The 21,983-nt window shown below is 63.7% G+C and carries 27 protein-coding genes and 1 tRNA gene; 19 read left to right on the top strand and 9 right to left on the bottom strand.

Going from position 1 to position 21,983, the window contains the following annotated elements; translation table 11 throughout:
* The first annotated feature begins 54 nt into the window (after positions 1–54).
* The 3 genes from JV18_RS0108305 to JV18_RS0108295 all read left to right on the top strand — a co-directional run bounded on the left by JV18_RS0108305 (position 55) and on the right by JV18_RS0108295 (position 2,536).
* Complete coding sequence (locus JV18_RS0108305; protein WP_033074140.1) at positions 55–579, top strand: hypothetical protein; 525 nt, start codon at positions 55–57, stop codon at positions 577–579.
* 97 nt (positions 580–676) lie between these two features.
* Complete coding sequence (locus tag JV18_RS0108300; RefSeq protein WP_033074139.1) at positions 677–1,999, top strand: M20/M25/M40 family metallo-hydrolase; 1,323 nt, start codon at positions 677–679, stop codon at positions 1,997–1,999.
* A gap of 102 nt (positions 2,000–2,101) precedes the next feature.
* Entirely contained in the window at positions 2,102–2,536 is a 435-nt protein-coding gene (locus tag JV18_RS0108295; protein WP_033074138.1) for a PilZ domain-containing protein, read from the top strand.
* Between the two features lie 198 nt (positions 2,537–2,734).
* On the opposite strand, the gene ctrA is transcribed toward JV18_RS0108295, so the two are convergent.
* Positions 2,735–3,442 (bottom strand): response regulator transcription factor CtrA, encoded by a 708-nt coding sequence (gene ctrA, locus JV18_RS0108290; protein ID WP_033074137.1) that lies wholly within the window; start codon positions 3,440–3,442, stop codon positions 2,735–2,737.
* Between the two features lie 259 nt (positions 3,443–3,701).
* Positions 3,702–4,610: a LysR family transcriptional regulator gene (locus JV18_RS0108285; RefSeq protein ID WP_033074136.1), complete on the bottom strand. Its 909-nt coding sequence runs from the start codon at positions 4,608–4,610 to the stop codon at positions 3,702–3,704.
* A gap of 129 nt (positions 4,611–4,739) precedes the next feature.
* Between JV18_RS0108285 and JV18_RS0108280 the strand changes: the two genes are divergently transcribed.
* From JV18_RS0108280 to JV18_RS0108255, 6 genes are all read left to right on the top strand, one after another.
* Positions 4,740–5,435, top strand: a complete 696-nt coding sequence (locus tag JV18_RS0108280) for a pirin family protein (RefSeq protein WP_033074135.1) — start codon at positions 4,740–4,742, stop codon at positions 5,433–5,435.
* Between the two features lie 88 nt (positions 5,436–5,523).
* A complete protein-coding gene (wrbA, locus tag JV18_RS0108275; RefSeq protein ID WP_033074134.1) occupies positions 5,524–6,126 on the top strand; it encodes an NAD(P)H:quinone oxidoreductase in 603 nt (200 codons plus the stop codon).
* Between the two features lie 99 nt (positions 6,127–6,225).
* Complete coding sequence (locus JV18_RS0108270) at positions 6,226–6,909, top strand: RluA family pseudouridine synthase (RefSeq protein ID WP_033074133.1); 684 nt, start codon at positions 6,226–6,228, stop codon at positions 6,907–6,909.
* On the top strand, positions 6,902–7,303 hold the full coding sequence (arfB, locus tag JV18_RS0108265) for an alternative ribosome rescue aminoacyl-tRNA hydrolase ArfB (RefSeq protein WP_033074132.1): 402 nt from the start codon (positions 6,902–6,904) through the stop codon (positions 7,301–7,303). Before JV18_RS0108270 ends, arfB begins: the two co-directional genes overlap by 8 nt.
* Before the next feature lie 12 nt (positions 7,304–7,315).
* Positions 7,316–7,915, top strand: coding sequence for an SOS response-associated peptidase family protein (locus JV18_RS0108260; RefSeq protein ID WP_052071831.1), 600 nt, complete (start codon positions 7,316–7,318; stop codon positions 7,913–7,915).
* A 65-nt stretch (positions 7,916–7,980) separates the two neighbouring features.
* Positions 7,981–8,316 carry a PilZ domain-containing protein gene (locus JV18_RS0108255; protein WP_052071830.1) on the top strand — a complete coding sequence of 112 codons (336 nt, stop codon included), beginning with the start codon at positions 7,981–7,983 and terminating at the stop codon, positions 8,314–8,316.
* Between the two features lie 6 nt (positions 8,317–8,322).
* Here the strand turns inward: JV18_RS0108255 and JV18_RS0108250 are convergent, their stop codons facing one another.
* A complete protein-coding gene (locus tag JV18_RS0108250; protein ID WP_033074131.1) occupies positions 8,323–8,748 on the bottom strand; it encodes an EVE domain-containing protein in 426 nt (141 codons plus the stop codon).
* Positions 8,749–8,879: 131 nt separating this feature from the next.
* On the opposite strand from JV18_RS0108250, the gene JV18_RS0108245 reads away from it, so the two are divergent.
* Positions 8,880–9,809: an isopenicillin N synthase family dioxygenase gene (locus JV18_RS0108245; protein ID WP_033074130.1), complete on the top strand. Its 930-nt coding sequence runs from the start codon at positions 8,880–8,882 to the stop codon at positions 9,807–9,809.
* 6 nt (positions 9,810–9,815) lie between these two features.
* Here JV18_RS0108245 and JV18_RS0108240 read toward each other — a convergent pair whose 3' ends face one another.
* Positions 9,816–10,355: an SRPBCC family protein gene (locus JV18_RS0108240; protein WP_033074129.1), complete on the bottom strand. Its 540-nt coding sequence runs from the start codon at positions 10,353–10,355 to the stop codon at positions 9,816–9,818.
* Positions 10,348–10,737, bottom strand: coding sequence for an ArsR/SmtB family transcription factor (locus JV18_RS0108235; RefSeq protein ID WP_033074128.1), 390 nt, complete (start codon positions 10,735–10,737; stop codon positions 10,348–10,350). Before JV18_RS0108235 ends, JV18_RS0108240 begins: the two co-directional genes overlap by 8 nt.
* A gap of 135 nt (positions 10,738–10,872) precedes the next feature.
* Here JV18_RS0108235 and JV18_RS0108230 point away from each other — a divergent pair, with 135 nt between their 5' ends.
* The 7 genes from JV18_RS0108230 (at position 10,873) to ligA (ending at position 18,014) form a co-directional block, all read left to right on the top strand.
* Positions 10,873–11,571 carry a peptidylprolyl isomerase gene (locus tag JV18_RS0108230; protein WP_033074127.1) on the top strand — a complete coding sequence of 233 codons (699 nt, stop codon included), beginning with the start codon at positions 10,873–10,875 and terminating at the stop codon, positions 11,569–11,571.
* 68 nt (positions 11,572–11,639) lie between these two features.
* Positions 11,640–12,434 carry an outer membrane protein assembly factor BamD gene (locus JV18_RS0108225; RefSeq protein WP_033074126.1) on the top strand — a complete coding sequence of 265 codons (795 nt, stop codon included), beginning with the start codon at positions 11,640–11,642 and terminating at the stop codon, positions 12,432–12,434.
* Between the two features lie 32 nt (positions 12,435–12,466).
* A complete protein-coding gene (gene recN / locus JV18_RS0108220) occupies positions 12,467–14,134 on the top strand; it encodes a DNA repair protein RecN (protein ID WP_033074125.1) in 1,668 nt (555 codons plus the stop codon).
* Complete coding sequence (locus tag JV18_RS0108215) at positions 14,131–14,784, top strand: hypothetical protein (protein ID WP_235302989.1); 654 nt, start codon at positions 14,131–14,133, stop codon at positions 14,782–14,784. The genes recN and JV18_RS0108215 overlap by 4 nt, the downstream gene beginning before the upstream one ends.
* A gap of 10 nt (positions 14,785–14,794) precedes the next feature.
* Positions 14,795–15,478 (top strand): GNAT family N-acetyltransferase, encoded by a 684-nt coding sequence (locus JV18_RS0108210; protein WP_033074124.1) that lies wholly within the window; start codon positions 14,795–14,797, stop codon positions 15,476–15,478.
* An 86-nt stretch (positions 15,479–15,564) separates the two neighbouring features.
* Positions 15,565–15,873, top strand: coding sequence for a putative quinol monooxygenase (locus tag JV18_RS0108205; RefSeq protein WP_327195758.1), 309 nt, complete (start codon positions 15,565–15,567; stop codon positions 15,871–15,873).
* Positions 15,870–18,014 carry an NAD-dependent DNA ligase LigA gene (ligA, locus tag JV18_RS0108200; protein WP_033074123.1) on the top strand — a complete coding sequence of 715 codons (2,145 nt, stop codon included), beginning with the start codon at positions 15,870–15,872 and terminating at the stop codon, positions 18,012–18,014. The genes JV18_RS0108205 and ligA overlap by 4 nt, the downstream gene beginning before the upstream one ends.
* A gap of 52 nt (positions 18,015–18,066) precedes the next feature.
* Here the strand turns inward: ligA and JV18_RS0108195 are convergent, their stop codons facing one another.
* Positions 18,067–18,573, bottom strand: coding sequence for a MarR family winged helix-turn-helix transcriptional regulator (locus tag JV18_RS0108195; protein WP_033074122.1), 507 nt, complete (start codon positions 18,571–18,573; stop codon positions 18,067–18,069).
* A 78-nt stretch (positions 18,574–18,651) separates the two neighbouring features.
* Between JV18_RS0108195 and JV18_RS0108190 the strand changes: the two genes are divergently transcribed.
* Both JV18_RS0108190 and JV18_RS0108185 read left to right on the top strand, forming a co-directional pair.
* Complete coding sequence (locus JV18_RS0108190) at positions 18,652–19,737, top strand: branched-chain amino acid aminotransferase (protein WP_200879079.1); 1,086 nt, start codon at positions 18,652–18,654, stop codon at positions 19,735–19,737.
* 70 nt (positions 19,738–19,807) lie between these two features.
* Positions 19,808–19,882: transfer RNA gene (locus tag JV18_RS0108185), tRNA-Gln, on the top strand.
* A gap of 25 nt (positions 19,883–19,907) precedes the next feature.
* Here the strand turns inward: JV18_RS0108185 and JV18_RS0108180 are convergent.
* The 3 genes from JV18_RS0108180 to trmB are packed head-to-tail and all read right to left on the bottom strand — an operon-like array spanning position 19,908 to position 21,935.
* Complete coding sequence (locus JV18_RS0108180; protein WP_033074120.1) at positions 19,908–20,492, bottom strand: DUF1989 domain-containing protein; 585 nt, start codon at positions 20,490–20,492, stop codon at positions 19,908–19,910.
* Positions 20,489–21,175 (bottom strand): guanitoxin biosynthesis heme-dependent pre-guanitoxin N-hydroxylase GntA, encoded by a 687-nt coding sequence (gene gntA, locus JV18_RS0108175; protein ID WP_033074119.1) that lies wholly within the window; start codon positions 21,173–21,175, stop codon positions 20,489–20,491. Before gntA ends, JV18_RS0108180 begins: the two co-directional genes overlap by 4 nt.
* 40 nt (positions 21,176–21,215) lie before the next feature.
* Entirely contained in the window at positions 21,216–21,935 is a 720-nt protein-coding gene (gene trmB, locus JV18_RS0108170) for a tRNA (guanine(46)-N(7))-methyltransferase TrmB (protein WP_033075124.1), read from the bottom strand.
* Positions 21,936–21,983 lie beyond the last annotated feature (48 nt).

Raw genomic sequence — 21,983 nt, 5'->3', positions numbered from 1 at the left:
CTAAAAGGGCGTTAACAGGCGGCAAAAGGTCGCCGTTATTTCAGGAGAACGCCCATGGCCTCGACATTCCGACCCTTTACCAAAACCGCCATCGGCGCTGCTGTCGCGGGCGCCATGGCGCTGAGTGCCAGCCCTGCCAGCGCGCGCGACCGCTATCATGACCGGGATGGCGATGGCATTAGTGCAGGCGAAATCATCGCTGGCGCTGTGGTGATCGGCGGACTAGCCGCACTGCTGTCTTCGGGTCGCGACCGCTATGATTATGACGATCGCTATGGGGATCGTTACGACCGGGATGGCTATGGCTATGACCAGCGCCGCTATGGCGGCAGCCGCGCCGCCGTCGATCGCTGTGTCCGCGCGGTTGAGCGCAATAGTCGGCGCTATGGCCGAACCGACGTGACGCAAATCACCGATGTTGATCGCCGTAAAGGTGGTTATCGGGTCAAGGGCAATGTCGTTGTTCGCGATGGCTATAATGGGCGCTGGGGACGGGGCGGCTATTATGATCGCGGCAAGTTCAAATGCGATGTGCGTTACGGCCGGGTGCAGGATATCGACTTTTCCGGTCTGCGGTAACTCCGGCTGATTTGCCAGATCGTCGCGTGGGTGGCCCGCCCTGCCTTGGCAGCGGCGGGCCGCTTGCATCTTGGCTAATTGCGCCGCACAAAGCGGCATGATCAGACCACTCCTTGCCGCCGCCTTTTGTCTCGCCAGCCCCATGGCTTTGGCCCAACCGCAAGCCAGCGAGGCGCCGGATGCGCAGCGGCTGAAGGCGATGGTTGAAAAGCTCGTTTCCTTCGGCACGCGCCACAGCCTGTCGTCGGCAAGCGATCCGGCGCGCGGCATCGGCGCGGCGCGCAACTGGGGCGCGGCGGAATTTGAACGCATTTCAAAAGACTGTGGCGACTGTCTGATGATCACCCGCATCGCCGACCGCTTCGAAGGGCTGCGTGCGCCCGATGGGGTCGTGATCGAAAATGTGCTGGCGATCCAGAAAGGCACGGGCGACCCATCGCATATCGTCATGCTGTCGGGCCATATCGACAGCCGGGTGACCGATCCGCTCGATTTTACGAGCGATGCGCCCGGAGCCAATGACGATGCCTCGGGAACCGCGCTGGTGATCGAGGCGGCGCGGCTTTTGTCCAAGGAAAAGCATCGCGCAACCATCGTCTATGCGCTGCTCTCGGGCGAGGAACAGGGGCTGTGGGGCGGGCAGTTGCTCGCGCGCCATGCAAGGGAGCAGGGATGGCAGGTCGCGGCGCTGCTCAACAATGATATTGTCGGCGGCACGCGCGGGACGGAGGGCGAAATCGTCACCAACCGGGTGCGCGTGTTCAGCGAGGGCATTCGTTCCTCGGAAGATATTGCAGCGCAAATGACGCGCCGGGCTATCGGCGCGGAGGATGACGGTCCCTCGCGCGCGCTGGCCAAGGCGGCGATCCGCGTCGCGGAAAAGGCGCCGGGCGTGGAGCTGGAGGTTTTCGCCGTCCGCCGTCCCGACCGCTTCCGGCGCGGCGGCGACCATCTCCCCGCGCTGGAGCTTGGCTATCCGGCGGTGCGCTTTACTGCGGGGGTCGAGGATTATGACCATCAGCATCAGGATGTGCGAACCGACGACGGGCGCAAATATGGCGACACGGTCGACGAGATGGATTTCCCCTATCTCGCGCGCGTGACTGCGCTCAATGTCGCACTCGCGCGCGAACTGGCCAAAGCGCCGCCTGCACCCGCCGAGGCGACCATCGACGGCGCGGTCAGTTCGGACACGCTGGTACGCTGGAAGCCCGTCGACGGCGCGGCGGCTTATCGCATCCATTGGCGCCGCGCCGACAGTCAGGACTGGACCGACAGCCGCGATGTGGCGGCGGGGGTTGCGCCCGAACTGCGGCTCGACGGGGTGCAGATCGACGATCATTTTTTCGGTGTATCCAGCCTTTCGGCCGATGGCGCGGAAAGCCTGGTGACCTTTGCGGGGATGGCGCCGCGCAGCTAGAAAGCGTGGCTTCACCCTTATATTAACCTTTTTGGGTTAGACCGGCATCAAGGACCAATGAAGGCCCCTTGTTCGCGGGGGTTCAGAATAATCGGGTCGCTTATGTCCACGTCAAAGGTTGAAACCGACGCCAATGCAGCTTCAGAAAAGCGCCAGCCTCGGCAATCGCGCCTCGTAAAGGCGTCGCTTGCTTGCGAACGGCTCGGTCAGTTCGACGTTACGATTCGCAACATTTCCCAAACCGGCGTTGGCGGGCGCGGCCCGCATGCCCTGCACATTGGCGAACGGGTCACGCTGCTCATGCCGGGCCATGAACCCATGGCAGCTACCGTGCGCTGGGTTCGCGACAAGCAATTCGGCCTTGAAACCGATAAATCCATTGAGGCCGGGCGTCTGCGCTCCGCCGACGGCGAAGCGATCATACCAGCGGACGGCAAGGGCGAATTTCAGATCATGCGGCCCCCGGCAACTTCGGCGTGGCGGCCAGGCCTGTCGGGCACGGCGCCGCGCCCCGGCCATTATGGCAGCAAATCCTGACAGCCCTCTTCGTTATTAGGGGCCGGGATAACATCGGCGCTTATGCCATTCCTGCAAATTAGGTGCGCCGGCCATCTTGACCCCGCGAAGCGGAAGGTCGCCGCTTTTTTCGCCAATAGCTAAACCTTCGCAAAAGAAAACCGGCGCGAATCGCTTCGCGCCGGCGCCCCCTTTTTTAAACTTGCAACTTGGAAAAGCTCAGGCGACGCGCCGGACCTCATTGCCCTCATCGTCAACGTCACGCAGCACATAGCCGCGGCCCCAGACGGTCTCGATATAATTCTCACCGCCGCAGGCGAGCGCGAGTTTCTTGCGCAGTTTGCAGATGAACACGTCGATAATCTTGAGTTCGGGCTCGTCCATCCCGCCATAAAGATGGTTGAGAAACATTTCCTTGGTCAGCGTCGTGCCTTTGCGCAAGCTGAGCAATTCCAGCATCTGATATTCCTTGCCGGTCAGATGCACGCGCGCATTATCCACCTCGACCGTTTTGGTATCGAGATTGACCGCCAGCTTGCCCGTCTTGATGACGCTTTGGCTATGGCCCTTCGACCGGCGAACAACGGCATGGATGCGCGCCACCAGCTCGTCGCGGTGGAAAGGCTTGGTGACATAATCATCCGCGCCAAAACCGAAGGAGCGAACCTTCGAATCCATTTCCGAAATGCCCGACAGGATCAGCACCGGCGTCTGCACCTTGGCTGTCCGCAGCTTTTTCAGCACGTCATAGCCGTGCATGTCGGGCAGGTTCAGGTCCAGCAGGATGATGTCATAATCATAGAGCTTGCCCAGATCGAGGCCTTCCTCGCCCAGATCGGTCGTATAGACATTGAAGCCCTCGGTGGTGAGCATCGTGTCGATCGCCTTTGCGGTCGTCGGCTCATCCTCGATCAGCAAAATACGCATTGGGCACCCCTTGATTGTTTCCCACGATGGTCCCGCAATCCGTTCGCCAGGCCATCATACGCGCCACTGTGCGAACCCCCTCTTGGGCCCGCCCGAAATATTAACCATGAAAGAGATGAAGGGAAAAGGTTAATTTTGAATTAAATCGCTGAATTCCACGATCGACAGGGCAATTCAGCGCTGAATTTTGATGGGAAGAGTGCCCGTTGATGGTTGGAACGAGGACGCATATCTTTCCCGCGGCGTTGATCCAATACCCTCAACCGACGGCTTCACAGGATAATTTAAGGCTGCTCATCAAATGATCCGACAGCGCCCGCACTCGCGCCGGGCGAAGGCGGGAGGGCGGCGCGAGGAGATGAAGGGCATTGGGCGGCAGTGTCCAGTCGTTCAGCACTGTCATCAGCGCTCCGGACGCTCGCGCCGTATCGGTTATGAAATTGGGAAGCGCCGCTATTCCCCCTCCGGCGACGAGCAGCGGCACCATGATATCGCCATTATTGGCGAACAGCGGCCCGGTGGGAATGACGGTGGCTTCCTCATCCGCGCGCCGGAAATGCAGCGGCCGGGCGCGTTCGCGGTGACCATAGCCGATCAGCCGATGGCGTGCGAGGTCAAGCGGATGGCGGGGCATCCCATATTGTTCGATATAGCCGGGGCTTGCCACCAGTGCGGTGGGAACGGGCGCGATGATGCGCGCGAGCAGGCGGGAATCTTCCAGCGGCGCAATACGGATGGCCAGATCAATGCCATCGGCAATCAGGTCGTGGCGCGCGTCACTCAGCATCAGCTCGATTTCCACCGCCGGATGATCGACCAGAAATTGCGCAATGGGCTCCCCCAATATGCGAATGCCGAAGCTCATGGGGGCGGCCAGGCGGATCGGGCCGGCCAGATCGACGCGGTCGCCGCGCGCCGCCTCGGTCACCGCCGTGGCCGCCGCGACCATCGCGCGCGCCTCATCCAACAGCCCTTCGCCCACCGTCGACACCGATATGGTGCGCGAACTGCGATGAAGGAGCGTCAGGCCCAGCGCGGCTTCAAGGCGGGATACGGCCTTGGACACGCTGGCCTTGGAAAGGCCCAGACTCGCGGCGGCGGCGGTAAAGCTCCCGCTTTCGGCCACGGCGACGAAACAGGCCCATCCTTCATAATCGGGTAATGGCATCGGATCATCTCACATATGGAAACAATGTTTTTCCATATGCGCTGTTTTGGAAACAGAACCAATCGCTATTTTGGGACCTGACACGGGGCACGGGCATCAAGCTTGTGCCACCCAGTGAAAGGAACGGCCATGATCGCCATTCGCAAATTCGACAGCCTCGGCCACGCCAACCATGGCTGGCTCGATGCCCGTCATCATTTCTCCTTCGCCAACTATCACGATCCCGATCGCATGGGCTGGGGCGCGCTGCGCGTCTGGAACGACGACGTCATTGCCGCCCAGTCGGGCTTTCCGCCGCACCCCCACCGCGACATGGAAATTATCACCTATGTCCGCACCGGCGCGATTACCCACCGCGACAGCATGGGTAACACCGGGCGCACCGCAGCGGGCGATGTGCAGGTGATGAGTGCCGGGACCGGGGTGACGCACAGCGAGTTCAACCTCGAAGATGCCGACACCAGCCTGTTCCAGATCTGGATCATCCCCGACCAGCCCGGCGGTAACCCAGGCTGGGGGCAGCGGCAATTCCCCAAGGCCGACCGCACAGGCCGCTTTGTAACGCTCGCCAGCGGTATCGAGGGCGATGAAGCGTTGCCGATCCGTGCAAATGCCCGGGTCGCTGCGGCGACGGTGCCGGCGGGTGGCGCCGTGAGCTATGAACTTGGCGCGGGCCGCCATGCCTATCTGGTCGCGGCAAAGGGCCGCATCCGCGTCAATGGCACGGACGCCGATCCGCGCGACGGCATCGCGATCCGCGATGTCGATACCATCCGGGTCGAGGCTCTGGACGACGCCGAACTGGTGCTCGTCGACAGCCTCTGACCCCGCTCCCCGGGCCGCCGCCCACCCCCTCCCTTGCGGGCGGCGGCCCACCCCTTGCTTGCCATTTCCATGACCGAAAGGACGAACCATGACCAAGTTGCTGGTGCTTTATTATTCAAGCTATGGCCATATCGAACAGATGGCCGACGCCGTTGCCGAAGGCGCACGCGCCGCCGGGGCCGAGGTCGATATTCGCCGCGTTCCCGAAACCGCCCCGCCGGAGGTGGTGGCGGCAGCCGGTTTCAAGGCCGATACCGCGCATCCTGTCCTCAGCGATCCCAAGCTGCTCGCCGACTATGACGCGATCATCGTCGGCACCCCGACGCGTTTCGGCCGCATGTCGAGCCAGATGGCGAGCTTCTGGGACACCGCGGGCGGCGTCTGGGCGCAGGGGCTTCTTCATGGCAAGGTCGGCGCGGCCTTTACTTCGTCGGCCTCCCAGCATGGGGGGCAGGAAACGACGCTGTTCAGCATCCTCACCAATTTGCTGCATTTCGGAATGACCATCGTCGGCCTCGACTATGGCTATGCCGCGCAAATGGGGGTCGATGAGGTAAAGGGCGGCGCCCCCTATGGCGCCACCACCCTGGCCGACGGCGACGGATCGCGCCAGCCCAGCGAAGCTGACCTTGGCGGTGCGCGCTATCTGGGCGAACGCGCGGCGCGCACGGCGGCCAAACTCGCGGCCTGATCTTTTCCCGACACCACGCATCCCGCCGCGCCGCCGTCCAGCCGCGCGGCGGGATGTTTGCGCTTTCGGTGCGGGGGCAGGGCGCCTATAGCGCCTTCCATGCTTTTAACCGACCGCATTCTTTTCCTCGACGGCGAGGCGCTGGTAATCGACAAGCCCGACGGGCTGCCGGTCGATGCGCCGCGCGACGGCAGCCTCAGCCTCGAAAATCATCTCGATTCGCTGCGCTTCGGCTTCAAGCGCTGGCCGCTCGCGGTGCACCGGCTCGACCGCGACACATCGGGTTGCCTGCTGCTCGCGCGCAATCCCAAGGCGCATGGCCGCTTCACCCGCGCGTTTGAAAATCGCGAGGTGGAAAAGCAATATCTCGCCATCATCGAGGGGGTGCCGGTTGAAGAACGCGGCACCATCGACTTGCCGCTGGCCAAGGTGTCGACCGCCGAACGCGGCTGGCGCATGGTGGGCGATGCCAAGGGCAAGGCGGCGATTTCCCATTGGGAAAAGCTCGCCGAGGTTGATGGCCGCGCCCTCCTGCGCTTTCGTCCCGAAACCGGGCGCACCCACCAGCTTCGCGTCCATGCGCTGGAAGGACTTGGCTTTCCGATCCTCGCCGATCCCGTCTATGGCCGTGGCGGGGCGAAGGACCGAACCTTGCTCCACGCCGAGCGCCTCGTCGTCCAGCGCGGCGCCAAGCCCCCGATCGTCGCCGAGGCGCCTTTCCCGGAGCGTTTCATCGCCCAAGGCTTCACCGCGCCGGAGGGCGCAGCGCCCTCCCGTGGCTGATATTCCCGAAAGCGCGATTACGGAGCGCTTTCTGGCAGGCTCCGGCCCCGGCGGGCAGAATGTCAACAAGGTTGCGACCGCCTGCCAGCTTCGCGTCAATGTCTATGCGCTCGGCCTGCCGCCCGACGCCTATCGGCGGCTCAAGCAATTGGCGGGCAGCAAATGGACCGCCGATGGCGAGCTTCTCATTCTCGCGCGCCGCTTCCGGACACAGGAAGCCAATCGCGCCGACGCGCGCCAGCGCCTCAGCGACCTGATCGACGCCGCTCTCGTCCGCCCCGAACGCCGGATCAAGACCAAGCCGAGCAAGGCCGCCAAGGCGCGCCGCGTCGATGGCAAAAAGGCGCGCAGCGCGATCAAGGCCGGGCGCGGCCGGGTGCGGAGTGTCGACTAAGACCGAAGCTTCATGCACCTCTATCGTCTCGATGCCCCGGCGGCGGAAATTGCCTCACGCTTCGGTGCGTGGGCAGGCAAGGATCCTTGGGAGAAGGGCTATGTCACCCCGGGGCGCCCGGCGCCCGTCATCGTCGGAAATGGCCGGGCGGATGGCGAACGGTTCCTGCGCCCCAAATTATGGGGCGTGCCTCCGCCTCCGCGCGGGACCGCGCCCGTCACCCATGTCCGCAATCTGTCGAGCCCTTTCTGGATCGGCACGCTGCGCCATGCCGAATTGCGGTGCCTCATTCCCGCCACCAGCTTTGCTCTCTGGTCCGGTCCTGCCGGTGCGCGGCGCCAGCTATGGGCGTCCTTGCCCGAACGCCCGATTTTCGCTTTTGCCGGGATTCACCGGCAGGGGGAGGATTGGCCAGGCTTTGCCATACTCACGGTCGAGGCCAACCGGCTGATGCGGCATCATGGCGCGTTGACCATGCCCCTCATTCTGCGCGCCGAGGATGAACAGCGCTGGATGCAGGCTGAGTGGCGCCAGGCGGCCGCGCTGGTGCGTCCCTTTCCGGGGCAGGATATGGCGATCGAGGACCGCCCGGAGCCGCAATATTTACCCTGATCTTTCATGCCTCGATAACCAATCGCGGCATAAAAGCGTCGCGTAACAAGACAGAAAACAGGGGTATGCCTGTGTCCGCCGACACCAATTTCACCGTTTCGCCAGCGACACCTGCCAAGGAGGCGCGCCGCGCTGACCGCAGCGATGTGCGCGCGCGTGCGCGGTTGCGGGAGGCCGGGCGCAAACCTTTCGACGTCGAATTGTTCGACATTTCCACGACAGGCTTTTGCTTCTTCGCCTTTTCGCCGCCGCAAGTGGGAACCAGGCTGTGGGTGAACCTGCCGGGCCTTGAAATGCGCGAATCCATCGTGCGCCGGGTTGACGGGACAAGTTGCGGTTGTGAATTTTCCAGCCCGTTGCACCCCTCGGTGACCGAGCATCTGGCAAAGCAACTGCGCTGATAACCCTCAGCCTGCCGGGGTTTCGGACAGCTTCAGAATATGCGCCCATTCCTCGGGGCGCACCCGACCGACCGACAGGCGCGACAGTCGGATAAGGTCCATGTCAGCCAGTGCGGGATCGGCCTTGATCTCTTTCAAAGTCACCGGACGGTCCAGCTTGCGGACCGGCGCGACGCGCACGATGACCCAGGGCGAGCCTTCCTCGGCGGTGGGGTCGGGGGAGCTTTCCTCGACAATCTTCATGATGCCGACGCATTCCTTGCCGATATTGCTGTGATAGAAAAGCGCTTCGTCGCCCACCTTCATCGCCATCATATTCAGCTTGGCGCTGTGGTTGCGAACGCCATCCCACATGCCGACGCCTTCGGCGATCAGTTCGTCCCAGCCATAGACATCGGGTTCGGATTTCATCAGCCAATATTGTTTGCTCATGGCGGCAGGCTTAGCCGAGCCGGACGCCGGGGCAAATGGCTTTTTCCCTTTCGCCGCGGGGGCGGCGGGCCTACATCGCTTTCAGGGCCAGCGCGGGCTGGCCGGGTTACTCTCTTGCTCTGGATGACAATATGACTGCCGCCGTTCCCCTCATCTCCCTGTCGCTTTCGGACGCGGATTTCGCGCGCGATTTCGGGGGCTCCTTCGAACGCTTCGGATTTGCGATGATCAAGGATCATGGCATCGACCCGGCGCTGATCGACGACGCCTGGGACAAGGCGCGGCAATTTTTCGCCCTGCCCGAAGAAACCAAGCGGCATTATCATATCGCGGGCGGCGGCGGTGCGCGCGGCTATACGCCCTTCGGCACCGAAATCGCCAAGGGCGCGACCGAGGTTGACCTCAAGGAATTCTGGCATGTCGGGCGCGACCTTCCCGCTGGACATCCGCTGGCCGCGCAACAGCCGAACAATGTCTGGCCGGACGAAGTCGCCAATTTCCGCGCGACATTTGAGCGGCTCTTCGCCGAATTCGACCGCGTCGGCGCGCGGCTTCTATCGGGCATCGCGCGCTATCTGGGCCTCGCGCCCGACTTCTTCGACGACAGCATTCGCGACGGCAACAGCGTGATGCGCCTGCTCCATTATCCGCCGGTCGAAGCCCCCGCGAAGGGGATTCGCGCCGAAGCGCATGAGGATATCAACACCATCACCCTGCTGCTGGGCGCCGAAGAGGCCGGGCTGGAAATTCTCGACAAGGATGGAAGCTGGCTTCCGGTCTCGCCGCCGCCGGGCGCGATGGCGGTGAATGTCGGCGACATGCTGCAGCGGCTGACCAATAACCGCCTGCCGTCGACCACCCACCGCGTTCGCAACCCGGATGAAGGGCGCGCGAGCATTGCGCGCTATTCCATGCCCTTCTTTCTGCATTTCCGGTCGGATTATCTCATCGAAACGCTCGACAATTGCATCGATGCCGATCATCCGAACCTTTATCCCGAGCCGATCACAGCCGACGCCTATCTTCAGCAGCGGCTGCGCGAGATTGGTCTGATCAAATAGGACGCCTTATCCGGCCGCGGCAAAGCGCGCGTCATAGAGGGCCCGCAGCCGCTGCCATTCGGGCCAGAAGGGACGCGGGGTTTCGCCGCCGAGCTTGGCGACCAGCACATCGAGATGCGTGTGCCAGCCTGCGCTGACGGCGAGCAGCGTGCCCCTTTCCATGACCCGGTGATGGGTGATGGTCAGCAGCGTGTCGGCACCGCGTTCTTCCAGCGTGAAGGTCACCCCGCCGGTGCTGCCCCAGCTGATCTGCAGCCGGTGGGGCGGCTCGATGACAAGGATCTCGCAGGTCATGCGATTCTCCTCGCCGACGCTGTCAGGCCGGGGACCGGGATCGTCCATCAGTTCGTCGTTGCGCCAGACAAAGTCCACCGACGCTCCGGCCTTTTCCTCCATCGCGCCTGCCGCGAGCCATTGGCGGCGGCGGTCGCTGTCGACCAGATAGGACCAGATATGCTGGGCCGACCCCGGCAAAAGCCGCGATATGGTCAGCGTGGCAGCTTCGGTCAGGACGCCGAAATCATCGGCGGCAATAACATCATTCATCGTCATTCTCCTTCTTCTTCTTTGGGGAGGGGGTAGGGGGCGTGGACGGGGGACCGCCCGCTGCGCGCAGCAACGCCTCCAGCGTGTCGAGGCGGTCGCTCCAATAGCGGCGATACATGGCCAGCCATTGATCGGCGCGCATCAGCGGGGCGGGATCAAGGCTGCAAAAATGCGTGCGCCCGCGCACCTCGCGCCGGACCAGCCCGGCCTTTTCCAGCATCTTGATATGTTTGGAAGCGGCGGCAAGCGACATGGCGAAGGGCTCCGCCAGTTCGCCGACGGTGCATTCGCGCTCCGCCAGCGCGCCCAGCATGGACCGGCGCGTCGCGTCGCCCAGTGCGTGAAAAATTGTGTCGAGATGTTGCGAATCATGTTCAACCATGTGGTTAAATAATCAGGCGCGGCCTTAATTGTCAACCAATCGGTTTAATATCTGCTGCACCGGCTTCGCGCGCAACTTTTTGCCCAGGGCGACAAGAGGCTCGTCACGGGAATTTTTGTCGCTTATGCTGGGCCAATGCTGACCCTCTCGCTTGCCGCTCTTTTGCTGTTGCAGCCCGAAGCCGCGAAAGCGGCGCCCGATCCCATCCCTTCGGCGCCGGTCTCCGAAGACCGCCCGCATGTCGCGCTTGATACCGACCTTGGCACGATCATTGTGCGAATCGAGGACAAGCGCGCGCCGGTCACCGCCGCCAATTTCCTGCGCTATGTCGATGCCAAAAGGATGGAGGGGTTCCAATTTTATCGCTCGACGCGCAATTGGGGTCCGGCAAACCAGCTCGTTCAGGCAGGCAATCGCGGCGATGCGCGGCGGAACTTCCCGCCCATTGCGCATGAGCCGACGACCAAGACCGGCCTCACCAATTGCAAGGGCGCGCTGTCGATGGCGCGGCTCAACCCCGGAGATGCCTCCAGCGATTTCTTCCTGCTCCTTTCGGACATAAAGGGCTTTGATGCTGACGCACCGGGCGGCGATGGCCACGGCTTCGCTGTCTTTGGTGAAATTGTCGCGGGCGCTGATGTGGCCGAGGCTATTTTCAACGCGCCGGTTTCGCCAACCGCGGGCGACGGGGTGATGCGCGGGCAGATTCTCGATCCGATGGTGACGATCAAGACCGCCGGCCGTGTGCCCGCGCCCGCTGACCCGCTTCCCGGCTGCGTGGTAAAGGCGCAAGAGGGGGCGGGGTCGGCCCCCGCTCCTGCTTCATCCGAATAAAATATGCGCTCGCAGCAAGAGGCCATCATTTATTTTGCGTTCATCCGCGCTGTGGCTATACCGCGCGCATGACTCAGCGTCCTTCTTCGCGCGCCACGACGCGCATGCTCGCCGCCGCCCTCGTCATCACGCCCTTGCTTGCGGCCTGCGGGGGAGGGGCCGGGGTCAAGAAGGACACCAGCTATGTCGCGCGCGACGTCAATACCTTGTACCGCGCGGCACAGGACCGGCTCGACCGCCAGCAATATCGAATTGCCGCCGCCTTGTTCGACGAGGTGGAGCGCCAGCACCCCTATTCGCCCTGGGCACGCCGCGCGCAGCTGATGAGCGCGTTCAGCTATTATATGGACCGCGAATATACCCCCGCGATCGAAGCCGCGCAGCGCTTCCTCGCCATTCATCCGGGGAATAAGGACGCGCCCTATGCTTTTTATCTGATCGGCCTCAGCTATTATGAGCAGATCAGCGATGTGACGCGCGACCAGAAAATCACCGAACAGGCCAAGGCCGCGCTGGGTGAAGTGATCCGCCGCTATCCCGACAGCCGCTATGCCGCCGACGCGCGGTTGAAGCTCGATCTGGTGGAGGACCATCTGGCGGGCAAGGAAATGGAAATCGGCCGCTTTTACCAGCGCAGTTCCAACTGGCTTGCCGCGTCGATTCGCTTCCGCGAAGTTGTCGACAAATTCCAGACGACCAGCCACACGCCCGAGGCGCTTTATCGCCTCACCGAATCCTATCTGGCGCTGGGCATTCCGGAAGAAGCGAAAAAGTCGGCTGCTGTGCTCGGGGCAAATTATCCCGGCAATGAATGGTATGAGCGCGCCTATAAATTGATGCAGCGCTACGCACCCGACGCGTAGATTCCTGCTTTGTTCTGCGGTAAGGGCTGCTTGTGCTGACCGCTTTGTCTATTGCGAATATCGTTCTGATCGAACGGCTCGACCTCGATTTCGAGGCAGGGCTGGGCGTGCTCACGGGCGAAACCGGGGCAGGCAAGTCGATCCTGCTCGACGCACTGGGGCTGGTTCTGGGCGCGCGCGCCGATACCGGCCTTGTACGGCAGGGCGCCGACCGCGCGCAGGTGGTGGCAAGCTTTGCGCCGCCTGCTGCCGACACCCCGCTGGCTGCGCTTCTGGCGGACAATGATATCGCGATGGAGGCGGGCGAGCCCTTGCTCATCCGCCGCACGGTCAAGGCCGATGGCGGCAGCCGCGCCTTTTTGAACGACCAGCCCTGCTCGGCGGCGCTGCTGCGCGAAATCGGCCCGCACCTCGTCGAAATTCACGGACAGCATGATGACCGGGGGCTGCTTGCTCCCGCAGGGCACCGCGCCTTGCTCGACGCCTATGCCCGCGCCGACACGCGCGCGGTGGCGGAGGCGCACGCTGCATGGCGCGCGGCAGAGGAGCAGCTTGCAGCGGCCCGCGCCGCGCTCGATGCCGCCGAGCGCGACCGCGAATGGCTCGAACATTGTGTCGCCGAATTGCAGGCGCTGAACCCCCAGCCCGATGAGGAAGCGGAACTCGCCGAAGCGCGCGCGGCGATGCAAAAGGGGGAGCGCATCGCGGGCGATCTCGCCGCCATCATGACGGCGTTTGAGGGCAGCGACAGCGGCCCCGCGTTGCTGCGCGGCGCGGCGCGGCGGCTCGACCGGCTGGCCGGGGATCATCCGCTGCTGGCCGAGGCGCTGGCCAGCCTCGACCGGGCGATCATCGACGCCGATGACGCCGAAACCAAGCTGGTCGAGGCCGCGCGGGCGATGGAATATGACCCCGAACGGCTGGAGGCGACCGAAGCGCGCCTCTTCGAACTACGCGCGCTGGCCCGCAAACATGGCTGCCAGCCGGATGAATTACCCGCGCTGGCGGACAATCTCGCCCAGCGGCTCGACAGCATCATGGGCGGGGGCGCCGGGATTGCCCGGCTGGAAAGCGCGGTGCGCGACACCGCCGCCGCCTATACCCATGCCGCGATCGCCCTGTCGGATCAGCGCAAGAAAGCCGCCGCGCGCCTCGATGCCGCCGTGGCGGGGGAATTGGCGCCGCTGAAACTCGACGCCGCGCGGTTCCAGACGCTGGTTGAACCCCTGCCGGCCGAGCGCTGGGGCGCGGAGGGTATGGACCGGGTCGAATTTCTTATCGCCACCAATCCCGGCGCGCCCTTTGCCCCACTCGCCAAAATCGCGAGCGGCGGCGAGCTGTCGCGCTTCATCCTCGCGCTCAAAGTGGCGCTGGCAGAGGAAGGCGGCGCGGACACGATCATCTTTGACGAGATTGACCGCGGCGTGGGCGGCGCGGTGGCCAGCGCGATCGGCGAACGGCTCGCGCGGCTCGCCTCGGCGGGCAAGCAATTGCTCGCCGTGACGCACAGCCCGCAGGTGGCGGCAAAGGGCGGCGCGCATTTCCTCATCGCCAAATCGAGCGAAGGCGTCGTCACCCGCACCAGCGTGCGCGCGCTGGACGCGGCCGCACGGCGCGAGGAAATCGCCCGCATGCTCTCCGGCGCCGAAGTGACAGCCGAAGCCCGCGCGCAGGCGGACAGACTAATGGAGGCGGTGTGACTAATCAGGCGGATATGTATGAAGAGCAAGGCTATCTTCATTTGCCGACATTTTTGCCCAGTGATGTGACACATGCATTTCTGGCCACATTAAAATCCGATCTCGACCGCGGCGGAGTATCACTGGATAGGCTGAAGCGCGGATCGGCGCTGCTCAAGACCGAAGCCGTGGAGCTATATGGGATGCACTATATGCCCATGCTCTCTTTTTTGTGGGGAATGACGCCCGCGATTTCAGCGTTGACGGGGCAAGACCTTCGTCCCACTTATTGTTATTTCCGCATATATCGCGCCGGGGACATATGCCGGGTACATTCGGATCGCTATGCGTGCGAACATAGCTTGTCTTTGCTGCTTGCAACAAGTGATGATCGGCCTTGGTCTCTGGAAGTAGGGTCTGAATATATAACGACCCCTCGCGAGCGCGCTGATGAGAATTTTGGCGAAGAGGCTTACGCGTCGCTTCCCATGCGGTCAGGCGATGCGGTTTTATATCAAGGCGTACACCGTTTGCACGGACGAATCACTCCGAACCCCAATCGCTGGTCTGCACATCTCTTTTTGCATTGGGTCGATGCAAAGGGGAAATATTCTGACCAAGCTTTTGAAGGGCAGACTATTCCTCCAGTTTCGGCGATTGCGCTGGGATAGGGAGGGTTTGATGTTTTCTCACCCCCTCGACCGCCCCGTCTGGTCGATGCTCTGCGGGCGGCAGGCGCATCTGGCGGAGGGGGATGCGCGTGCGCGGCGGATTGATCCGGGCTATGGCCCTTTTGGTGCCGCTGCTGACGAGGGCGCGGCGGCGCAGGCGGCGCTCGCCGGCTTGGTCCCGGAGGCGGGCGAACTTTGGATTGTCGAACGCAGCCCGCCGCCGCTCCCGCCGGGGGTGCGCGAAGTGAAACGCGCCACGCTCGCCCAGATGGTGGCCGAAGGGCCGCCGCCTGCGCCGCGCCCCGGCGATCCGCCGATCATCCCGCTCGGCGAGGACCATGCCGATGATATGGCGGCGCTCGCCGATCATGCGCGCCCCGGTCCCTGGGGCAGCAAGACACGCTTCTATGGTCCCTTTTACGGCATCGTCGAACAGGGGCGCCTCCTCGCCATGGCGGGGCAGCGCATGTTGATGCCGGGCATGGCGGAAGTCAGCGGGGTCGCGACATGGGCCGATTGCCGGGGGCGGGGCTTTGCCCGCGCACTGATCGCCCATGTCATGCGCGAAATGGCGCTGCGGGGCGACCGGCCCTTTCTGCACAGCTATGCCGACAATGCCGGGGCAATCGGCCTGTATGAATCGCTGGGCTTTGCCAGGCGCTGCGACATCCACCTTCTGGCAGTCGCGCGATGATGGGACGGCGGCATCATTTGGCCGGACTTGCTGCGGTTGCAGCAGCCTTGTTACCGCCCGGTCGCTTGCAAGCATGGGAGAGGCAGATGGAAGATGGCACCGCAACCTATGGCCTGCTCGGCCAGATGATGGCCAAGCCGGGTCAGCGCGCCGCGCTTGCCGCAATCCTCACCGAAGGAACCGGCGATATGCCCGGCAATCTCAGCTATCTGGTCGGCGAAGATGCCGCCGATCCGGACGCGCTGTGGATCGTGGAAACCTGGGTGTCGAAGGAGGCACATGCCGCCTCGCTTCAGCTTCCCGCGGTGCAGGCGGCCATTGCCAAGGGGCGTCCGCTGATCGCCGGTTTCGGTACGCGCGCTGAATTTACGCCCGTGGCCAAGGGCGGCGCATGACCGATATTGAATCGCTGTCGGAAGCTGAGGCCGCCAATGAATTGATGCGGCTGGCCAAAAGCATCCGCCATCATAACCAGCGCTATCACGCCGATGACGATCCGGAGATTTCGGACGCCGATTTCGACGCGCTGGTTCAGCGCAACAATGCGATCGAAGCGGCATTTCCGCACCTCGTCCGCGCTGACAGTCCCAACCGGCTGGTCGGCTCCGCCGTCGAGGGATCACCGCTCGCCAAGGTCAGCCATGCCCCGCGGATGATGAGCCTCGACAATGGTTTTTCGGACACAGACATAGAGGAATTTGCCGCGCGGGTGCGGCGCTTCCTCCACCTTGGCGACAGCGAAACGGTCGCACTCACCGCCGAAGACAAGATCGATGGGCTGTCCTGTTCGCTGCGCTATGAAAAAGGGGTGCTGGTACAGGCGGCGACGCGCGGCGACGGCATGGTAGGGGAGGATGTGACCGCCAATGTTCGCACCATCGCCGACATTCCCGGGCGGCTGGAGGGCGACGTTCCCGACCTCTTCGAAATTCGCGGCGAGGTCTATATGGCCAAGGATGATTTCGCGGCGCTTAACGGCCGCCTGCTTGAAGAAGCCGAAGACCCCGCCAAGGCGCGGCAATTTGCCAATCCCCGCAATGCCGCCGCCGGTTCGCTGCGCCAGAAGGATGCCGCCGTCACCGCCGCGCGCCCCTTGCGCTTCCTCGCCCATGGGTGGGGCGAAACGAGCGATGTGCCCGAGGCGACGCAATTTGCGATGATCAAGCGCATCGAAAGCTGGGGCGTTCCGGTATCGCCGCTGCTCCGCGGCTTTGACACGGTCGAGGAAGCATTATCGCACTATCGGCATATAGAGGCCGAACGCGCCGAGCTTCCCTATGATATCGACGGCGTCGTCTATAAGGTCGACCGGCTCGACTGGCAGGCGCGGCTGGGCTTTGTCGCCAAGGCGCCGCGCTGGGCGATCGCGCATAAATTTCCCGCCGAACGCGCGCAGACCAGCCTCGAAGCGATCGAGATCCAGGTCGGCCGCACGGGCAAGCTGACCCCTGTGGGCCGCCTCACCCCCGTCACCGTCGGCGGGGTGGTCGTCTCCAACGTCACCTTGCACAATCGCGACGAGATTGCGCGGCTGGGGGTGCGCCCCGGCGACCGGGTCGTCATCCAGCGCGCGGGCGACGTCATTCCGCAGGTCGTCGACAATCTCACCCGCGAGGAAGAGCGCGCGCCCTTTGTCTTTCCGGGCCATTGCCCCGCCTGCGGCAGCGAAGCTGTCGCCGAAGAGGGCGAGGTCGATGTGCGCTGCACCGGCGGGCTGATCTGCCCGGCGCAGAAATTTGAACGATTGCGCCATTTCGTCAGCCGCGGCGCGCTCGATATCGAGGGGCTGGGCGAAAAGAGCATCGCCGAATTTCTCGAACTGGGCTGGCTCGACAAGGGACCGGCGGATATTTTCCGGCTGAAAGACCATCGCGGCGAACTGCTCGCGCGCGAAGGTTGGCAGGAAAAATCGGTCGATAATCTTCTTGCCGCCATTGAGGCAAAGCGGTCGCCCGATGCCGCGCGGCTGCTCTTCGCCCTTGGCATTCGGCACATCGGCGTGGTCACCGCGCGCGATCTGCTCAAGGGGCTGGGCGATCTCGCGCGCCTTCCGGACAAGGCCGATGAATTGCGCGCATGGGCTGAGGCCAATCCGCAGGGCGAAGCCGAATCCGATGGCAAATATGCCGCCCGCCGCCTCGAAGCCATCAAGGCGATATTGGAAGTGCGCGCCGACGGCATCGGCCCCGCCGTGGCCGAGGCGCTCGCCGATTTCTTCCATGAACCGCATAATCGCGCGCTGTGGGACGATCTTCTCACCCAAGTCTCGCCGCCGCCCTATGTCGTCGAAACGCGCGACAGCGAGGTGTCGGGAAAAACGGTGGTGTTTACCGGAAAGCTCGAAACGATGAGCCGCGACGAAGCCAAGGCGCAGGCCGAACGACTGGGCGCCAAGGCCGCCGGATCGGTCAGCGCCAAGACCGATCTTGTCGTCGCCGGACCGGGCGCGGGCTCAAAGCTCAAACAGGCGAGCGCGCTGGGCATCAAGGTGATCGACGAGGCCGAATGGGCGGCGATTGTCGCCGCTGCGGAGTGAGCGCGCTTTCCCGGTCTGATGGGCAGCCGCTTCCGCGCGCTCGCGCTGGCTGTCAGCCTTGCCCCAGCGCTACGGCGCGTGCGCGGTCGCGGGGCGGCATCAATGCTTCGCTCACCTGCCAGAATCCGGTGACCGCCGCCTGACCCGCATGGGTATAGGCGCGGCTCATCGCATCGCGCAGCGCGGCAAAGACGCTTTTCTCCAGTGCCCGCCCGCTGTCGGTCAGCCGCAATTCCTTTTGCCGCCGGTCCCGATTGCCGGGGCGGGAGGTGACGAGCGCGCGCGCTTCCAGCTCCTTCAGCACACGGCCCAGCGACTGCTTGGTAATGCCGAGCAGGGTGAGCAGGTCGGTGACCGTCAGGCCCGGCTGGCGCGCAATGAAATAGAGCGCGCGATAATGGGCCCGGCCCAGCTCATGCTCCGCCAGCCGCGCATCGACGCTGCGCCACAGCGCGGCATGGGCAAAAAACAGAAATTCGATTCCCCGGCGCACTTCATCTTCGCGCAAGAAAAGGGCAGAAGCAGCGGGAACTTGTGAAAGAAAATTTTCTTCGCTCATGGCGACTACCGTTGCGCCTCGCGCCCGGCTTTGGCAAGAGGCGCAGTATTGCTCAACCCTTGAATGACAGGCTTATCGATGACTGCTCCCGCTTTTGCCCATGTGCCGCACCCCAGCCCGATGGCGGACGATGTCCGGGCGGCGGCGATTGCCGATCCGGTGTTCGGGCGGGTGTTCACCGATCATATGGTCTCGATCCGCTATAGCGAGGATCGCGGCTGGCACGACGCCCAGGTGATGCCGCGCGGTCCGCTCTCGCTCGATCCGGCAACGGCGGTGCTCCATTATGCGCAGGAAATTTTCGAAGGGCTGAAGGCTTATCGCCTCGACGACGGGTCGATGGCGCTGTTCCGGGTCGAGGCCAATGCCGCGCGCTTCAACGAAAGCGCGCGCCGCATGGCGATGGCTGAACTGCCCGAGCAATTGTTCATCGAAGCGGTAAAGCAGATCGTCGCCGTGGACGCTCACTGGTTCCCCCCGGTGGAGGGCGGTGCGCTGTATCTGCGCCCCTTCATGTATGCGAGCGAGGTGTTTCTGGGGGTGAAGCCCGCGTCGGAATATCATTTCCTCGTCATCGCCTCGCCCGTCGGCAATTATTTCAAATCGGGCGCGCCCGCCGTCTCGCTCTGGGTATCGGACGATTATACCCGCGCGGCGCCGGGCGGAACGGGCGCCGCCAAATGCGGCGGCAATTATGCCGCCAGCCTGATCGCGCAGAGCCAGGCGATTGCCAAGGGGCATGATCAGGTCGTCTTCCTCGACGCCGCCGAACGCCGCTGGATCGAGGAGCTGGGCGGCATGAACATGTTCTTCGTCTTTGACGACGGCAGCATCATCACCCCGCCGCTCACCGGCAGCATCCTGCCGGGCATCACCCGCGATGCGCTGATGACGCTGGCGCGTGACGCCGGGCTGACGGTGCGCGAGGAACCCTATGCCATCGACCAGTGGCAGGCGGATGCGGAAAGCGGCCGCCTTACCGAAAGTTTTGCCTGCGGCACCGCCGCTGTGGTCACCCCGGTCGGCAAGGTGACGCGCGGCGACACCAGCTTCACCATCGGCGCGGGCGGGCCGGGGCAGGTAACGGGCATGCTCAAGGACCGGCTGGTCGACATCCAGCGCGGCCGCGCCGCCGATCCCTATGGCTGGGTCACCCGCCTTTAAGGGGGCTGAATGTCGCGCTAAGCGGCTTGCCAATTGCGCGCCGCCTGTATAGGAGCGCGCGCACCGGCATTGGGGCGTAGCCAAGCGGTAAGGCAGCGGTTTTTGGTACCGCCATGCGCAGGTTCGAATCCTGCCGCCCCAGCCAGTCCGGTCCGAAGTGCGGCGCCGTTTCAGGCGCTTTCAATCACATAATCAATCGGCTTGAAGGTCCCGCCGCAGCTATCATAGGCAGAGCAGGCGGTCAGGCCGATGATGAGGTCGGTGAGTGCGCGCAGGCGGATGAAGTCCCCCGCCTTGGTCGTCGGCGCAATCACCTTGATCGCGCCATCGGGCGCCACCGGGACATTCATGAACAGGTTAAAGGCGACGGGGATGGCATCGGCTTCGATGCCATAAGGCGCCAGCGCTTCGGCCAGATTGCCGAAACAGCCGCGATGCACGGGCTGATCGGGATAGAAATGCCGGAAGGTCGCCTCGCTGCACGGTGTCAGCAGAAAATCATGCTGGCCGACGCCATCCTCGACAATTTCCAGCATCGGGTTCGACCGGTTGGACCAGAGGCGGTGCCCCGCCGTCAGCCGGATCGTCTCTTCATAATCAAAGGTGCGCCCGTTGGAGACCACCTCCTTGGGATCGGCCGCAGAAAAGGCGAGGAGGTCGCTGACCTGCCCGCCTTCGGGATCGGTAACGCGCAGCGTCTCGCCTTTTTTCAGGATGAAGGCGGTGCCGCTGCGCGGCGCAATGCGATGGGTCATGATGCGGCCCTCGGGTCGTGAAAGGGACAGGTCCAGTCGCCGTCGATGCGGCGCCCGCTATATTGAATGGCCTCGCTCGAATCGCCGTGGCGCGCCAGCATCGGATTGATGCTTCCCGCGAGTTGCTCGTCGCGCTCCAAAATCGTCCGGCGCATCTTTTCATAGCGCCCTTCTTCGCGCAGCTGCTCAAACTGGTCATGCAGGTTGAAGACCAGCACGGGCCGTTCAAAGCGCCGCGCCGGCCGCGATGCCCGGGGATGCAGCCCGACGACGAAAAAGGCCTCGCCCCCGAAACTCAGCGAAAAATGCGGGTCATCGGGGTTAGCGGATACGCGGGGGTCATAGCCTATGCCCTTCCAGCTATCCTTGTCCGCGAGCGATTGCACCCGATTCCACAGCGCCCGCTCAAATTCCTCTTCATCAAGGTCGATCGGCCCGTCGAACAACACCGCCAGACTGCGAAATCCGTTCTTATTGGCGCGATAATCGGCGGCCCAGTCGATCAGCTCGCGGTGGATCTCCAGATCGTTCCACGCGCTTCGGATATCGGCGGCGGGCAATATTTTCAGCTGCCCCCGCGCCAGCGCTGATTTTGCGCCGACACAGGGAAAATCCGCCGAGCGGATAAAATCTTCAAAAATGTCGCCATGGCGCGAGGCCGGGTTAGCAGGATCAGCGTTCATGCCCTAGGCAACGAACATCATCCCAAATGGCTCCCTGCTCCTAATCAGCCCGGCGCCGATAGCGAAAATACCAGACCTCATGCCCCTGCCGCCGGGCCTTGGCTTCATAGCGGGTTTCGGGCCAGCCGGGGGGGCGGGTCAGGAAATCATCGGCGGTTTCAGCGAGCCATTCAAACTGGTGGCGGTGACGCCGCATCACCATCAGCGCATGTTCCAGATAGACGGGATGGTCGGTGCCAAAGCGAAATTCGCCGCCGGGTTTGAGCTTGGCGGCGATCAGGTCGAGCGGGCCGTCATTCATCATCCGCCGCTTGGCATGGCGCGCCTTGGGCCAGGGGTCGGGGTGAAGCAGATAGGCAAAGCTCAGCGCATGATCGGGAATGCGCCGCAGCACCTCCAGCGCGTCGCCATGATGAATGCGCACATTGGCGAGCGGCGGATGCGCGCCATGATCGCCGCTGACATGGACGAGCGCCTGTGCGACCCCGTTGATAAAGGGTTCGGCGCCGATGAAGCCATGATCGGGCAGCATGTCGGCGCGCCCCGCCATATGCTCGCCGCCGCCAAAGCCGATTTCGAAATGCAGCGGCCGGTCTTCGCCGAACAGCCGCGCCGCGCTGACCTTGCCGTCGGCGGGCACGGCAATTTGCGGCAAAAGCTGGTCGACCAGCTCCTGCTGGCCCGCGCGCAGCGGTTTGCCCTTGGAACGGCCATAAAGGCGGTTGAGCGTCGTCGGGTCGCCGGATTTATAAGCAGTCATGGCGCGGGCGTTAGCGCGCAGCACCGCGCGGCGAAAGCCCCCGCTTTG

This window comes from Sphingopyxis sp. MWB1, assembly GCF_000763945.1.
Lineage (GTDB): Bacteria > Pseudomonadota > Alphaproteobacteria > Sphingomonadales > Sphingomonadaceae > Sphingopyxis.
The sequence above is the reverse complement of the archived record's forward strand: the minus strand, read 5'-3'. Positions and strand labels throughout refer to the sequence as shown.

Coding starts and splice junctions, on each gene's coding strand:
- JV18_RS0108305 (WP_033074140.1), top strand. CDS start 55: ATGGCCTCGACATTCCGACCCTTTACCAAAACCGCCATCGGCGCTGCT.
- JV18_RS0108300 (WP_033074139.1), top strand. CDS start 677: ATGATCAGACCACTCCTTGCCGCCGCCTTTTGTCTCGCCAGCCCCATG.
- JV18_RS0108295 (WP_033074138.1), top strand. CDS start 2,102: ATGTCCACGTCAAAGGTTGAAACCGACGCCAATGCAGCTTCAGAAAAG.
- ctrA (WP_033074137.1), bottom strand. CDS start 3,442: ATGCGTATTTTGCTGATCGAGGATGAGCCGACGACCGCAAAGGCGATC.
- JV18_RS0108285 (WP_033074136.1), bottom strand. CDS start 4,610: ATGCCATTACCCGATTATGAAGGATGGGCCTGTTTCGTCGCCGTGGCC.
- JV18_RS0108280 (WP_033074135.1), top strand. CDS start 4,740: ATGATCGCCATTCGCAAATTCGACAGCCTCGGCCACGCCAACCATGGC.
- wrbA (WP_033074134.1), top strand. CDS start 5,524: ATGACCAAGTTGCTGGTGCTTTATTATTCAAGCTATGGCCATATCGAA.
- JV18_RS0108270 (WP_033074133.1), top strand. CDS start 6,226: ATGCTTTTAACCGACCGCATTCTTTTCCTCGACGGCGAGGCGCTGGTA.
- JV18_RS0108260 (WP_052071831.1), top strand. CDS start 7,316: ATGCACCTCTATCGTCTCGATGCCCCGGCGGCGGAAATTGCCTCACGC.
- JV18_RS0108255 (WP_052071830.1), top strand. CDS start 7,981: ATGCCTGTGTCCGCCGACACCAATTTCACCGTTTCGCCAGCGACACCT.
- JV18_RS0108250 (WP_033074131.1), bottom strand. CDS start 8,748: ATGAGCAAACAATATTGGCTGATGAAATCCGAACCCGATGTCTATGGC.
- JV18_RS0108245 (WP_033074130.1), top strand. CDS start 8,880: ATGACTGCCGCCGTTCCCCTCATCTCCCTGTCGCTTTCGGACGCGGAT.
- JV18_RS0108240 (WP_033074129.1), bottom strand. CDS start 10,355: ATGAATGATGTTATTGCCGCCGATGATTTCGGCGTCCTGACCGAAGCT.
- JV18_RS0108235 (WP_033074128.1), bottom strand. CDS start 10,737: ATGGTTGAACATGATTCGCAACATCTCGACACAATTTTTCACGCACTG.
- JV18_RS0108230 (WP_033074127.1), top strand. CDS start 10,873: ATGCTGACCCTCTCGCTTGCCGCTCTTTTGCTGTTGCAGCCCGAAGCC.
- JV18_RS0108225 (WP_033074126.1), top strand. CDS start 11,640: ATGACTCAGCGTCCTTCTTCGCGCGCCACGACGCGCATGCTCGCCGCC.
- JV18_RS0108210 (WP_033074124.1), top strand. CDS start 14,795: ATGTTTTCTCACCCCCTCGACCGCCCCGTCTGGTCGATGCTCTGCGGG.
- JV18_RS0108205 (WP_327195758.1), top strand. CDS start 15,565: ATGGAAGATGGCACCGCAACCTATGGCCTGCTCGGCCAGATGATGGCC.
- ligA (WP_033074123.1), top strand. CDS start 15,870: ATGACCGATATTGAATCGCTGTCGGAAGCTGAGGCCGCCAATGAATTG.
- JV18_RS0108195 (WP_033074122.1), bottom strand. CDS start 18,573: ATGAGCGAAGAAAATTTTCTTTCACAAGTTCCCGCTGCTTCTGCCCTT.
- JV18_RS0108190 (WP_200879079.1), top strand. CDS start 18,652: ATGACTGCTCCCGCTTTTGCCCATGTGCCGCACCCCAGCCCGATGGCG.
- JV18_RS0108180 (WP_033074120.1), bottom strand. CDS start 20,492: ATGACCCATCGCATTGCGCCGCGCAGCGGCACCGCCTTCATCCTGAAA.
- gntA (WP_033074119.1), bottom strand. CDS start 21,175: ATGAACGCTGATCCTGCTAACCCGGCCTCGCGCCATGGCGACATTTTT.
- trmB (WP_033075124.1), bottom strand. CDS start 21,935: ATGACTGCTTATAAATCCGGCGACCCGACGACGCTCAACCGCCTTTAT.